Below are 12,806 nucleotides of genomic sequence, written 5' to 3' on the forward strand. Positions count from 1 at the left end.
GCCACCATGCCTGCGTTGAACGCAGTGATGGTGGCCTTCACTGCAGTCGGGTGCCGTGTCGGGGCTGCGGTCGGGGGCTGCGGGTCAGAGTCCTTCTAGGCGGCGGGCGACGTTCGAGCGGGTGGGCATGGTGCGAGTGGTCGGGACCAATCCGCTGATCTCCGTCTGCTCGACCTCCGGCTCGGCATTCGCCGCCTGAGCGGCGTCGAGCCGCGTGGTCGGCTGCGACTCGGCCAGGTGGCTGTCGCTGCTCTCGATGAACGACGCCGACAGTTTCGTCGTGGTGTCCGGGTCCTGCTCGGTGTCGAGCCGCCGGACGACCGATCCCGGGATCTGCTGCGTGTTCGCGGCATCCATCGGCGACGTCATGTTGTCCGGCGTCACCACACCGTCGCGCGTCTGCGCGCGGGACAGCACGGCGTTCGCCCGATCGCGGGGATCCATTCCCTCGCCTCCCCGATACTTCAACCGAGGCCCTCTCTCGCCGGGGCCGCCGCGTTGCTGTCTAGGGTAGGCCCTCCGGCCGCTCACCGTCAGCGTTTCCCCCGGTTTGTCGCCGGATGATCGCAGCCGAGGAAGGGAAAGGTGCTCGTGATGACGTCCGTGACCGGAGCCGACGCCGTCGTGCTCGTCGGTGGCAAGGGCACTCGCCTGCGCCCGCTCACGCTCTCCGCGCCGAAACCCATGCTCCCCACCGCGGGCGCGCCGTTCCTCTCGCACCTGCTGTCGCGGATCCGGGAGGCGGGGATCACGCACGTGGTGCTCGGCACGTCGTACCGCGCCGAGGTGTTCGAGGACTACTTCGGCGACGGTTCCTCGCTCGGGCTGGAGATCGAGTACGTCGTGGAGGAGGAGCCGCTCGACACCGGCGGCGCCATCCGCAACGTCGCCGGCCACCTCCGCGCCGACGACGTCGTGATCTTCAACGGCGACATCCTGTCCGGCGCGGACCTCGGCGCGCTCGTCGCGACCCACCGCGACGCGTCGGCCGACGTCACGCTGCACCTTCAGCGCGTAGCCGACCCGAGCCGGTTCGGCTCCGTGCCGACCGACGCGAACGGGCGCGTGACGGCGTTCCTGGAGAAGACGCCGAACCCGCCGACCGACCAGATCAACGCCGGGTGCTACGTGTTCCGGCGCGAGGTGGTCGAGGCCATTCCCGCCGGGCGGCGGGTGTCGGTCGAGCGCGAGACTTTTCCCGGCCTGCTCGCCGAGGGCGCGCACGTGCACGGTTTCGTCGACAGCTCCTACTGGCTCGACGTCGGCACCCCCGAGGCGTTCGTGCGCGGATCGGCGGATCTCGTGCGCGGGCTGGCCCCCACGTCGGCGCTGCCAGGACCGGTCGGCGAGGTGCTGCGGCTCGACGGCGCCACGGTGGCCGACGACGCGGAGGTCACCGGCGGCACCACGCTCGGCGCCGGGTCCGTCGTGGGCGCGGGCGCGCGCGTGAAGGGATCCGTGCTCTTCGACGGCGCGCGGGTGGAAGATGGTGCCGTGGTGGAGAACTCGGTCCTCGGCACGGGTGCCCGCGTCGGCGCCGGTGCCGTGCTGCGGGGTGTGGTGCTCGGCGACGGAGCCTCGATCGGCGCCGGATGCGAACTGCTCGACGGGGCGCGGGTGTGGCCGGACGCGGTGCTGCCACCCGGCTCGATTCGGTTCTCCAGCGATGCCTGAGCTGTTCCGCCGCTGGGAACCGGACTTCCCGGTGGACGTCTCCTCGGCGATCGCGCCGCTGCGGCGCGGCCGGGGCGACCCGTGCCTGCGCCAGGACGGTGCGGGCCGGTTGTGGCTCACCGCGAACACCGAGGGCGGCCCCGGCACGCTTGTGCTGGTGTGCCGCATGGACGGCGCGGTGGAGGCCAAGGCATGGGGCGGCGGGGCCGAGCTCCTGCTCGACGGGTTGCCCGCGCTGCTCGGCGCGGACGATGACGACTCCGGCTTCGTCGCCCACCACGACGCCGTCGCCTGGGCGCGGCGGCAGCGGCCGCTGCTGCGACTCGGTGCGACGGGCCGCGTGTGGGACGTGCTGATCCCCTCGGTGCTGGAGCAGAAGGTCACCGGGCACGAGGCGCGCCGCTCGTGGCGGGAGCTGTGCCGCCGCTTCGGCGAGCCCGCGCCCGGCCCCACTCCCGAGGGGATGCGGGTGCCGCCGACGCCGTCGGCGATCCGCTCCATAGTGGACTGGAACTGGCACAAGGCCGGTGTGGACGTGAGCAGGCGCAGGGCGTTGCTCGCGGCGGCGAGCGTGGCGCCGAGGCTGGAGCGGGCCGTCGAGCTGCGTGGCGCGGAGGGACGCGCGCTGCTGCGGAAGGTGCCTGGCATCGGCGTGTGGACGGCGGCCGAGATCGCCCAGCGCGCGTGGGGTGACCCGGACGCGGTGAGCTTCGGCGACTTCCACATTCCCACCGTCGTCGGGCACGCGCTCGTCGGCAGGGCTCTCGACGACGAGGGCATGCGGGCCGTGCTGGCGCCGTATGCGCCGCAGCGGCAGCGCGCGGTGCGCTACCTGGAGGCCGCCGGGTTCTCGCGGCCCAGGTTCGGCCCGCGCTACCCGGTGCGCGACTACCGCGCGATCTGACGGTAGGCGTCGAGCAGCTGCGCCTCGGCGATGTCGAGGTAGGACTCCATCCTGCGCTCGGCCTCGGTGAACTCGCCCTTGGTCAGCAGGTCGGCGATGCCGCGGTTGAGCTCGATGTAGGGCTCGTGGAACTCACGCGGGCGGGCCATCACGTGGAAGGCCAGCCGCAGCTCCGCCACCACCCTGCGCATGATGTCGTCCACGCGCGGGCTGCCGAGCAGGCCCGTGACGGCCTGGTGGAACCGGATGTTCGCGGTGCCGACGTCGACCCAGCGCTCCTGCGGCGCCGCCTCCTCGGCGATGGCGACCTCTGCGTCGATCGCGGCGATGCGCTCCGTGTCGGCCAGTGGGCCGTAGCGGATGGCGCTGGTCTCCAGCACGCGCCGGGTGCGGTAGAGGTCCACGATGTCGTCGGCGTCGAGCACCCGGACGAACACGCCGCGATGGAACTCGTGCACCAGCAGTCGCTCGTGGACGAGCAGGCGGAACGCCTCACGCAGTGTGTTGCGGGAAACCGAGAGCGCGCGGCCGGCGCTTTCCTCGGAGAGCCGGGTACCCGGGGGGAGCGCGCCTTCGATGATGCGCTGTCGCAGGAGGTCGGCGACGCGTTCGGCCGTGCTGGTGCGGTCGAGCAGTGAGCGGTCGCCCGCGAGCAGATCCACCCACGGGTCTGTGGCGGCCATGACCCCTCCGTTCCGTGTGATCGCAGCTTAACAAAAGAAGTTCGACAAGGGTCTTGCAGGATTGTTCAACAACTCAGTACCGTCTTCGGAAACCTGACGGAATGGGAGGCCCCCATGGCCGACGACATCAGCACGTCCACCAGCGAGAAAGCCGGCGAGAAGGTGGACGCCGCACTAGGCGCAGCCACCAAACGCGGTGCCCTGCTCGGTGCGATCTTCCTGATGGCGACCAGTGCCATCGGCCCCGGCTTCATCACGCAGACCACGTCGTTCACGGCGCAGCTCGGCGCGGCCTTCGCGTTCGCGATCCTGCTGTCGATCGTCATCGACATCGCCGTGCAGCTGAACGTCTGGCGCGTCATCGGCATCTCGGGCATGCGGGCCCAGGAACTCGGCAACAAGGTGCTGCCGGGCGTCGGCTACGTGATGGCCGCGCTGGTGGTGCTCGGCGGGCTCGTGTTCAACATCGGCAACGTCGCGGGCACGTCGCTGGGCATGGACGCGCTGTTCGGCCTCGACGTCAAGATCGGCGGCACGATCTCGGCGGTCATCGCCATCGGCATCTTCCTCAGCAAGAAGGCCGGCATCGCGATGGACCGGCTCGTGGTGGTGCTCGGCGTGCTGATGATCGGCCTCACCACCTATGTCGCGATCGTGTCGGGGCCGCCAGTCGGGGAGGCGCTGACGCAGGCGGTGGTGCCGGACACCGTTGACTTCCTCGTGATCACCACGCTCATCGGCGGCACGGTGGGCGGCTACATCACCTACGCGGGCGCGCACCGGCTCGTCGACTCGGGCACCACGGGACCGGACCAGGTCAGGGAGGTCTCGCGCAGCTCGGTCGTCGCGCTCCTGGTGACCGGCCTGATGCGCGTGGTGCTGTTCCTCGCGATCCTCGGCGTGGTGGCGGGAGGCGTCACGCTCGCGGCCGACAACCCCGCCGCCGACGCGTTCGGCCACGCCGCGGGTGAGGTCGGCCTTCGGCTGTTCGGCATGGTGCTGTGGGCCGCCGCGATCACGTCCGTGGTGGGCGCCTCCTACACGTCGGTCTCGTTCCTCGTGACGTTCTCGCCCGCGCTGAAGCGGCGGCAGAACTGGCTCGTCGGTGGGTTCATCGCGATCTCGCTCGGCGCGTTCCTGCTGTTGGACCAGGCTCCGACGACGCTGCTGATCCTGGCGGGCGCGCTCAACGGGCTGATCCTGCCGGTCGGTTTCGGTGTGCTGATGTGGGTCGCCGCGCGACGCCGGGACCTGCTGGGTGGCTACCGTTACCCGCGCTGGCTGCTGGTCATCGGCGTACTGGCGTGGCTGCTGACGCTGTACCTCGGCTGGAACTCGCTGAGTGGTATCGCCGATCTGTGGAGCTGACGATGCGTGTGCTGCCGTGTGCCGACTCCGGGCTGCTGGTCGAGCTCGACGATCTCGACCAGGTCAGGGCGTTGCACGCGGCACTCGAAGCCGATCCGCCCGAGGGCGTGACCGACTTCGTGCCCGCGGCCCGGACACTGCTGCTCCGGCTCGATCCCGCTGCCGCCGACATGGCCGGGATCGAACAGGCGGTGCGGTCGGTCCGGCCCGGCGAGGTGAGCACGCGGGAAAGTGAACTGCTGCGGATCCCGGTGGTCTACGACGGCGCCGACCTCGAGGAGGTGGCCATACTCACCGGCCTCACCGAACGCGAGGTCGTCGAGGAGCACACCGGTACGGAGTGGACGGTCGCTTTCGGCGGGTTCGCGCCCGGTTTCGGTTACCTGACCGGGGGGTCGCCGCGGCTGGAGGTGCCCAGGCGGGCCGAGTCGCGGACGAGGGTGCCGGTCGGCGCCGTCGGCCTGGCGGGGACGTTCTCGGGGGTCTACCCGAGGGAGTCGCCTGGCGGCTGGCAGCTCATCGGGCGCACTGAGCTGAGGATGTGGGACGTCGACCGGGATCCGCCCGCGTTGCTGCGGCCCGGCGTCCGAGTGCGCTTCGAGGAGGCGGAGTGAGCCAGAATCGCGGAGCGCGTGCTCAGTTCCGCCGACCGGGTGCGGGTGTCCCGCAAGATACCGAGGAGGCGGGCTCGTGAGCGTCGGCCTCGAGGTGCTCGAAACCGGTCCACTGTCGACGGTCCAGGACCTGGGGCGCCCCGGGCTGGCCGGTATCGGGGTCGGGATCTCGGGCGCGGCCGACCGTGGTTCGCTACGGCTCGCCAACCGGCTGCTCGGCAACGAGGAGGGCGCCGCGGCCGTGGAGGTGACCCTCGGTGGGTTCGCGGCGCGGGCGCGGCGCGACCTCACGGTGGCGGTCATGGGGGCGCCGTGTCCGGTCACGGTGGACGGCCGGGGCGCGGCGACCAACGCGCTCGTGCGGGTTCCGGCAGGGGCGGTGCTGCGGCTCGGCACGCCCGAGCGGGGGCTGCGCAGCTACGTCGCCGTGCGCGGCGGCATCGCGGTCGAGCCGGTGCTGGGCTCGCGCTCCACCGACGTGCTGGCCGGGCTGGGTCCGGACCGGCTGAGCGCGGGCACGGCTCTGCCGGTCGGACCCGCTCCCGAGCGGTGCCCGGTCACCGACTTCGCGCCGGTCGCCGAGCTGCCCGCCGACGAGGTCGTGCTCACCGTGGTGCCGGGGCCGAGGGCCGACTGGTTCGCCGACGGCGCGCTGGACGCGCTGCTGTCCGAGCCGTACACGGTGACGGCCGAGGCCAACCGCGTCGGGATCAGGCTGGACGGTCCCGAGCTCAAGCGGCGCAGGGACGAGGAACTGCCGAGCGAGGGAATGGTCGTCGGTGCGCTGCAGGTGCCGCCGTCGAGCAGGCCGACGCTGTTCCTCGCCGATCATCCGGTCACCGGCGGCTATCCGGTGATCGCCGTCGTCGTGTCGGGCGACGTCGACAAGGCGGCACAGGCGCGGCCGGGGATGCGGCTGCGGTTCGCCGTGGGGAGAAGGAGAAACCGATGATGGTGTCACCAGCCGAGATCAGGGAGAAGTTCCGTGCCGGACTGAGGGTTCCCACCTCCGGTTACTGTCCGGGTTGGACACAGGCCAACCTGCTGTGCCTGCCGAAGGAGGACGCCTACGACTTCCTCCTGTTCGCCCAGCGCAACCCCAAGTCGTGTCCCGTGCTCGACGTGACGGAGCCGGGGGAGACCAGCGCTTCGATCTTCACGGGCGACCTGCGCACCGACCTGCCCGCCTACCGCGTCTACCGCGACGGCGAGCTGGTGGACGAGCGCGTCGAGGTGACCGACCTCTGGCGCGACGACCTGGTGTCCTTCCTCATCGGCTGCAGCTTCACGTTCGAGGCCGCGCTGCTGGACGCCGGTGTTCCGGTGCGGCACATCGACGCGGGCTCGAACGTGCCGATGTACCGGACGAACCGGGAGTGCCGCGCCGCGGGCTCGCTGTCCGGGCCGCTGGTGGTGTCGATGCGCCCGATCCCGGCCGACCTGGTGGCGACGGCGGTGCGCGTAACGTCGCGGTACCCGGCCGTGCACGGCGCCCCTGTGCACATCGGATCACCCGGCCTGCTCGGCATCGACGACCTCGGCAACCCCGACTTCGGCGACGCCGTGGAGGTGCGTCCCGGCGAGATCCCGGTGTTCTGGGCGTGCGGCGTGACCCCGCAGGCCGCGGTGATGCGCTCGAAGCCGTCGTTCGCGATCGGCCACGCGCCGGGCCACATGGCGATCACGGACGTCCGGGACTCGACGTTCCAGGTGCCCTGACGCGACCGCAGGGCTGCCAGCCGCAGTGAAGGCCACCTTCACTGCGGAGACTTCAGGGCCGCGGTGACGATCGCCAGCGCCTCCTCGGTGCCGAGGCCGAGCTTGCGCACCGTCTGTGCGTACCTCGTCGCGGCGTCGCGCGCCCGGCGGCGGCTCTGGTCGCCGGAGGTGCCCACGAAGCTGCCCGCCCTGCCTCTGGTCTCGATGAGCCCCGCCTCCTCCAGCTCGCGGTAGGAGCGGGCGATCGTGTTCGGCGCGATGCCGAGGTCGGTGGCGAGCTGCCGCACGGTCGGCAGCTTCGTGCCGACCGGCAGGGTGCCGTCGTTGATCTGCTTGGCGAGCTCCGAACGGACCTGCTCGTATGGTGGCACCTTCGAGGTGCTGTCCACGTTGACGATCATGGCGCCTCCCGCGGGGAAGTCACGCGCGTTCGAGCGCGGCGGCGATCAGCTCCGTCAGCTCTTCACTGCCCGGCGGCAACGCGTGCACTGGCCACCACCGCAGGTCGTCTGACTCGTCGCTCGCCACCGGCTCGGCACCGTGCGGCGCGCGCACGAGGAACCGCACGTCGAAGTGCCGCGTCGGCACCCCGAGCGAGCACGTGATCGGGTGGACGTCGAGGTGCACCGGCTCGGGGTCGAGCTTGAGCCCGGTCATGCCCGACTCCTCTGTGGCCTCGCGCAGCGCCGCGTCGGCGAGCGTCGCGTCGCCGGGCTCGCAGTGCCCGCCGAGCTGCAGCCACCGGCCCACCCTCGGGTGCAGGGTCAGCAGCACGCGCTCGCCCGGCTCGTCCAGCACCACGGCCGACGCCGTGATGTGCCCGGGCGCGCATTCGCGGGCGCACGCGTCCTCGCGCGCGGCCAGGAAACCGAGGTAGCTCTGCCGCAACGACTCCTGGCTCCGTGTCGCGGGGCGCCAGGCGTCCAGCACGGTCACGACGTCGGCGTGCAGCACTAGAACTCCACCAATCCCTCTCCGGGGTCCCGCGGTTCGCGCGGCGCAGGTGCTCGCAGTGGATGACCGATCGCGACGGCGCCGAGCGGCTCCCACGTCTCGTCGAGCCCGAGCGTCTCGCGCACGATGTCCGCGGCGAAGATCGTCGACCCGATCCAGCACGAGCCGAGGCCCTCCGCCGCCAGCGCCACCAGCAGGCCCTGCACGGCGGCCCCGCCCGCGACCGTGAACATCGTGTGCTCGCAGGCGTTGCGCCGCGCGTCGGGGTAGGTGTGCGCGCCCTCCGCGACCAGGAACGGCACCACCACCTCGGGCGCGTTGAACAGGATGTCACCGCGCTTCAGGCGCTTGGCCACCTGGTCCTCGGTGAAGCCGTCGGCCACCAGATCGGCCCGCCACGCGTCGCGCATCGCCTCCAACAGCTTCACCCGCACCGGCCGGTTGCGCAGCCACGCGAAGCGCATCGGGTGCGTGTGGTGCGGGGCGGGCGCGGTGAGCGCGGAGCCGATCGCGGCCCGCAGCGACTCCTCGGCCACGGGCTCGTCACTGAACTCGCGCACCGACCGCCGGGCAGGCACCGCCTCGCGACGGCCCTGCGCGATGGCCTCGTTGGTGCCGAGCCGGAACAGGTCCTCCTCGACGGGCCGCACCAGGTCACGTGCCGACGAGTCGTTGTCGCCGATCTCCAGTCCGCGCACGATCGCGACCGGGGTGCCGCCGAGCTTGCCCTTCACCAGGTCCGCCGCCGCGGCCACCTCGTCGGCCACGGCGATCTCGGTGACGGCGAGCTCGTTGCCCTGCGGGTCCACCTGGCCCTCGTAGGAGTGCAGCACGCGCAGCCCCGAGGAGCCGATCGCCGCGTCGGTCTGTCCGACCCGCCACGCCCGGCCCATCGTGTCGGTGACCACCACGGCCACCTCGACGCCGAGCCGCTCACGCAGCCCGTTGCGCAGGGCCAGCGCGGAGGCGTCCGGATCGGCGGGCAGCAACGCGATCTCGTTCAGCGCGACGTTGGAGGCGTCGACCCCGGAGGCCGCCTGCACGATGCCGAGGTGGTTCTGGGTGATCACCGTGCGCGCGATCCTGGCGATCACGCGCACCGACTCCTCCTCGACCAGCTTGCGTCTCACGGCGTCGCGGGCCTCCGGCTCGCTCGGCACCGTGACGAGCCTGCCCTCGATCTTGGAGACGACCTTGCTGGTCACCACCACGACGTCGCCCGAGCGCAGCCACGGCGCGGCCTTCGCGATGGCGCCCGTCAGGTCGTCGCCGGGCCGGAACTCGGGCAGCCCCTCGACGGGGATGACCTCCAGCTTGCTCGCGCTGTGATCAGTCAACGTCCACCCCGGAAAGCTCCAGCGCGGCGCGGGCCATCTTCGCCGTCGCGTCCACATCGGACATCAGCAGCGGGACCGCGCGGACGGCGACGCCCGGCACGTCGACCGACTCGCCCGACTGCACGAGCCAGCCGTCGAGCAACCCGTCGTCGGACGTCTGCCGCGAGCCGTAGTGCCTGCCGACGCCCTCCGCCGAGGTCTCCACGCCGATCGCGCTCAGGCACGCGTCGGCCATGCCGCGCAACGGCTTGCCGCCGATGATCGGGGAGATGCCGACGATGCCCGCCGAGGTCTTGCGCAGTGCCTCGCGGACCCCGGGCACCGAGAGCACCGTGCCGATCGAGACGACCGGGTTGGACGGCGCGAACAACACCGCGTCGGCCTCCTCGATGGCCTCCACGACGCCCGGGGACGGCGTGGACTCGTCGGCCCCGACCGGGACGATCGAATGGGCGGGCAGCTCGGCCCGGTACCGGACCCACCACTCCTGGAAGTGCAGCGCCTTGCGCTGGCCCTTGTCCTCGGGGTCGTCCACCACGACGTGGGTCTCCACCCGGTCGTCGGTCATCGGCAGCAGCCGCACGCCCGGCCGCCACCGGTCACACAGCGCCTCGGTGACCGCCGAGAGCGGATAGCCCGCCCGCAACATCCGCGAGCGGATCAGGTGGGTGGCGATGTCCTTGTCGCCGAGCCCGAACCACGTCGGCTCCGCGCCATACGCCTCGAGCTCCGCCTTGACCGTCCACGTCTCGCCCGCGTGCCCCCAGCCGCGAGCGGTGTCGATGCCCCCGCCGAGCGTGTACATGCACGTGTCGAGGTCGGGACAGATCCGCAGCCCGTGCAGCCACACGTCGTCACCCGTGTTGACCAGCGCGGTCACCTGGTGCGGAGACTCGCCCTCACCGATGGGCGGCAGTCCGAGCGCGGCCTTGATCCCCAGCAGGAACCGGGCGCCGCCGACCCCGCCGACCACAACGACAACCTTCACAGCGCCTGCCTTTCCCTCACGACGCCCGATCCTTCCACGGAACCCAGTAGCGATACCGGTGGTGTTCACGGAAACCGAGCCCTTCGTAGAGCGCCAGCGCACCGGTGTTACCGACCGAGACCTGCAGAACACAGCGGGTAGCCCCGTGGGCGACGGCCCAGCCGCCGATACCGGCCATCAACGCGGTCGCGAGCCCCTGCCTGCGGTAGCCGGGATCGACGGCGAGGCGGGCCACGAGCAGCACGTCGCCGGCGACGGCGCCGCGCACGGCACCCGCCGTGTGTCCGTCGACCTCCGCGACCCCGTAGCCGACCAGCGGACCGCCGGTGAGGACGTGGCGCTGCGCGTCAGTGGGCTCGGTCGTGTCCGCCGTGAGCCGCCACCAGCCGGGTGTCGGGGCGTCCAGCACGCGCACGCGGTCGTCGCTTCCCTCGGTGACCTCGCCGAGGAGCACGGACACCTCGTTGCCGTTGGCGTACTCGTCGTAGGGCCGCCAGCCGCGTTCGGGCAGCTGCCGCTCGACCGGTCCGTCCTGGATCGCCTGCACCACCGGATCGATGCCGTGGGCGTGGGCGAAGTCACATACCGAGCGCAGTGCGTCGCCCATCGTCGTGCCCGGGTCGCCGATCGCCAGCGCGCTGTTGGCCCTTCCGGTGAAGCCGCCCGCCGCGCGCAGCCGCCACTGTCCGAGTGGCCGTTCGATCTGGGCAGGCCATGCGTCCGCGCATGCTCGTTCGATCTGCTCGGCGTCGTCGGTCACGACTAGATTGGTACCAAAAGACCTGAAAGGAGAGCCGATGAGCATCGCGCGCAGGGACGACCGGCACAACAACGACCTGGTGCGGGAGATCGCCGACGGCTTCAACCGCGCCGTGGGTTCGAAGCCGGAGGATGGCGAGGAGGCCGAGACCGAGAAGCCGCGTTTCGTCGTCACCGGGGACATGCGCAATCCACCCAAGCCGGGCCGTGACAAGAGGCTGTGACCGAGCCCTCCGCGATCGCCCGATTAGGGCAGCCTGAGCATAGGATGCCTGCCGGGACCGCGTAATGTCCGTGAGCGGGCCAGACCAAAGAAAACAGCAGGAGAACGCAGTGACCTACGTGATCGCCGAGCCCTGCGTCGACGTGCTCGACAAGGCATGCATCGACGAGTGCCCCGTCGACTGCATCTACGAGGGCGAGCGGATGCTCTACATCCACCCCGACGAGTGTGTCGACTGCGGAGCCTGCGAGCCGGTCTGTCCGGTGGAAGCCATCTACTACGAGGACGACGTCCCGGACGAGTGGAACGGCTACACCAAGGCCAACGTCGACTTCTTCGACGAGCTGGGTTCCCCGGGTGGTGCGTCGAAGGTCGGCAAGACCGCTCACGACCCGCAGTGGATCAAGGACCTGCCCCCGCAGGGCGAATGACCCCGGCCGCTCTACCCGGCTTTCCCTGGGACTCGCTGGCCGACCACACCGCGAAGGCGCGGGCGCACCCCGACGGGATCGTCGACCTCTCGGTTGGCACCCCGGTGGATCCCGTGCCCGAGCCCATTCGCGAGGCGCTGGCCTCGGTGTCGGACATCCCCGGCTACCCCACGACACACGGCACGCCGCAGCTGCGCGCCGCCGCGGTGGAGGCACTGCGCAGGCGGCATGGCATCGAGGGGATCGACTCCGAAGCCGTGCTGCCCACGATCGGCTCCAAGGAGCTGGTGGCGTGGCTGCCGACGCTGCTCGGCGCCGGCGCGGGCGACGTCGTCGTCATTCCCGAGCTCGCCTACCCGACCTACGAGGTGGGCGCGCTGCTCGCCGGTGCGTCACCGGTGCGGGCCGACGGGCTGACCCAGCTCGGGCCGCAGAAACCGGCGATGATCTGGCTCAACTCGCCGTCGAATCCGACCGGCCGCGTGCTGGGCGTCGAGCACCTGCGCAAGGTCGTGGAGTGGGCGAGGGAGCGCGGCACCGTGGTCGTCTCCGACGAGTGCTACCTGGCACTCGGCTGGGAGGGCGAGCCGGTGTCAGTGCTGCACCCCGACGTCCACGGCGGCAGCCTCGACGGCCTGCTCGCCGTGCACTCGCTGTCGAAGTCGGCGAACCTCGCCAGCTACCGGGCCGGTTTCGTGACCGGCGACCCCGCGCTGGTGCGGCGGCTGCTCGAGGTGCGCAAGCACGCCGGCATGATCGTGCCCAGGCCGGTGCAGGAGGCCATGACGGTCGCGCTGACCGACGACAAGGCCCTGCTCGCCCAGCGTGAGCGGTACGCGGCGCGCCGATCGGTGCTGCGCAAGGCGTTGCTGGACAGCGGTTTCCGGATCGACCACTCCGAGGCGGGCCTTTACCTCTGGGCGACCAGGGACGAGGAGTCGGCCGAGACGGTCGGCTGGCTCGCCGAGCGCGGCATCCTCGTCGCGCCGGGTACCTTCTACGGCCCGCGCGGAGGCAAGCACGTCCGGGTCGCACTGACGGCGACCGACGAGCGCGTCAACGCGGCCGCCGAACGCCTGCGGGCCTGACGCCCGGCGCGAGTTCCCCGCTCCGGTCGGCGAGTTCCCCGCTCCGGTCGGCGAGTTCCCCGCT

The 12,806-nt window shown here is 71.6% G+C and carries 16 protein-coding genes; 9 read left to right on the forward strand and 7 right to left on the reverse strand.

Annotated elements, in window-relative coordinates; all coding sequences use genetic code 11:
• Positions 1–84: 84 nt before the first annotated feature.
• Complete coding sequence (locus DI005_RS18660; protein WP_112275939.1) at positions 85–444, reverse strand: hypothetical protein; 360 nt, start codon at positions 442–444, stop codon at positions 85–87.
• 150 nt (positions 445–594) lie between these two features.
• Between DI005_RS18660 and DI005_RS18665 the strand changes: the two genes are divergently transcribed.
• Complete coding sequence (locus DI005_RS18665; protein WP_113642967.1) at positions 595–1,674, forward strand: sugar phosphate nucleotidyltransferase; 1,080 nt, start codon at positions 595–597, stop codon at positions 1,672–1,674.
• Positions 1,667–2,578, forward strand: coding sequence for a DNA-3-methyladenine glycosylase (locus DI005_RS18670; RefSeq protein ID WP_113642958.1), 912 nt, complete (start codon positions 1,667–1,669; stop codon positions 2,576–2,578). The genes DI005_RS18665 and DI005_RS18670 overlap by 8 nt, the downstream gene beginning before the upstream one ends.
• On the opposite strand, the gene DI005_RS18675 is transcribed toward DI005_RS18670, so the two are convergent.
• Positions 2,563–3,261, reverse strand: a complete 699-nt coding sequence (locus DI005_RS18675) for a GntR family transcriptional regulator (RefSeq protein WP_112275943.1) — start codon at positions 3,259–3,261, stop codon at positions 2,563–2,565. The two genes, DI005_RS18670 and DI005_RS18675, sit on opposite strands and share 16 nt — an antisense overlap.
• A gap of 114 nt (positions 3,262–3,375) precedes the next feature.
• Here DI005_RS18675 and DI005_RS18680 point away from each other — a divergent pair, with 114 nt between their 5' ends.
• The 4 genes from DI005_RS18680 (at position 3,376) to DI005_RS18695 (ending at position 6,962) form a co-directional block, all read left to right on the forward strand.
• Entirely contained in the window at positions 3,376–4,629 is a 1,254-nt protein-coding gene (locus DI005_RS18680) for an NRAMP family divalent metal transporter (protein WP_113642959.1), read from the forward strand.
• A gap of 2 nt (positions 4,630–4,631) precedes the next feature.
• The gene (locus DI005_RS18685) at positions 4,632–5,243 is read left to right on the forward strand and encodes an allophanate hydrolase subunit 1 (protein WP_112276184.1); all 612 of its coding nucleotides are present in this window, start codon (positions 4,632–4,634) and stop codon (positions 5,241–5,243) included.
• A gap of 76 nt (positions 5,244–5,319) precedes the next feature.
• Entirely contained in the window at positions 5,320–6,195 is an 876-nt protein-coding gene (locus DI005_RS18690; protein ID WP_113642960.1) for a biotin-dependent carboxyltransferase family protein, read from the forward strand.
• A 2-nt stretch (positions 6,196–6,197) separates the two neighbouring features.
• Positions 6,198–6,962 (forward strand): putative hydro-lyase, encoded by a 765-nt coding sequence (locus DI005_RS18695; protein WP_199542971.1) that lies wholly within the window; start codon positions 6,198–6,200, stop codon positions 6,960–6,962.
• Positions 6,963–7,000: 38 nt separating this feature from the next.
• Here DI005_RS18695 and DI005_RS18700 read toward each other — a convergent pair whose 3' ends face one another.
• From DI005_RS18700 to DI005_RS18720, 5 genes are read right to left on the reverse strand one after another with little or no spacing between them, the layout of a single operon-like run.
• Positions 7,001–7,363, reverse strand: coding sequence for a GntR family transcriptional regulator (locus tag DI005_RS18700; protein WP_112275949.1), 363 nt, complete (start codon positions 7,361–7,363; stop codon positions 7,001–7,003).
• Between the two features lie 19 nt (positions 7,364–7,382).
• Positions 7,383–7,916 carry an NUDIX hydrolase gene (locus DI005_RS18705; RefSeq protein ID WP_228714180.1) on the reverse strand — a complete coding sequence of 178 codons (534 nt, stop codon included), beginning with the start codon at positions 7,914–7,916 and terminating at the stop codon, positions 7,383–7,385.
• Positions 7,916–9,253, reverse strand: coding sequence for a coenzyme F420-0:L-glutamate ligase (locus DI005_RS18710; RefSeq protein WP_233520195.1), 1,338 nt, complete (start codon positions 9,251–9,253; stop codon positions 7,916–7,918). The genes DI005_RS18705 and DI005_RS18710 overlap by 1 nt, the downstream gene beginning before the upstream one ends.
• Positions 9,246–10,241: a 2-phospho-L-lactate transferase gene (gene cofD / locus DI005_RS18715; RefSeq protein ID WP_112275954.1), complete on the reverse strand. Its 996-nt coding sequence runs from the start codon at positions 10,239–10,241 to the stop codon at positions 9,246–9,248. Before cofD ends, DI005_RS18710 begins: the two co-directional genes overlap by 8 nt.
• A 16-nt stretch (positions 10,242–10,257) precedes the next feature.
• A complete protein-coding gene (locus tag DI005_RS18720) occupies positions 10,258–11,001 on the reverse strand; it encodes a GNAT family N-acetyltransferase (protein WP_233520196.1) in 744 nt (247 codons plus the stop codon).
• A 37-nt stretch (positions 11,002–11,038) separates the two neighbouring features.
• On the opposite strand from DI005_RS18720, the gene DI005_RS18725 reads away from it, so the two are divergent.
• From DI005_RS18725 to dapC, 3 genes are all read left to right on the forward strand, one after another.
• Entirely contained in the window at positions 11,039–11,224 is a 186-nt protein-coding gene (locus DI005_RS18725) for a hypothetical protein (protein ID WP_112275958.1), read from the forward strand.
• Between the two features lie 109 nt (positions 11,225–11,333).
• Entirely contained in the window at positions 11,334–11,654 is a 321-nt protein-coding gene (gene fdxA, locus DI005_RS18730) for a ferredoxin (RefSeq protein ID WP_110335128.1), read from the forward strand.
• On the forward strand, positions 11,651–12,742 hold the full coding sequence (gene dapC / locus DI005_RS18735; RefSeq protein ID WP_113642962.1) for a succinyldiaminopimelate transaminase: 1,092 nt from the start codon (positions 11,651–11,653) through the stop codon (positions 12,740–12,742). Before fdxA ends, dapC begins: the two co-directional genes overlap by 4 nt.
• Positions 12,743–12,806 lie beyond the last annotated feature (64 nt).

The sequence above is a fragment of the Prauserella sp. PE36 genome (assembly GCF_003311655.1).
GTDB lineage: Bacteria > Actinomycetota > Actinomycetes > Mycobacteriales > Pseudonocardiaceae > Prauserella_A > Prauserella_A endophytica.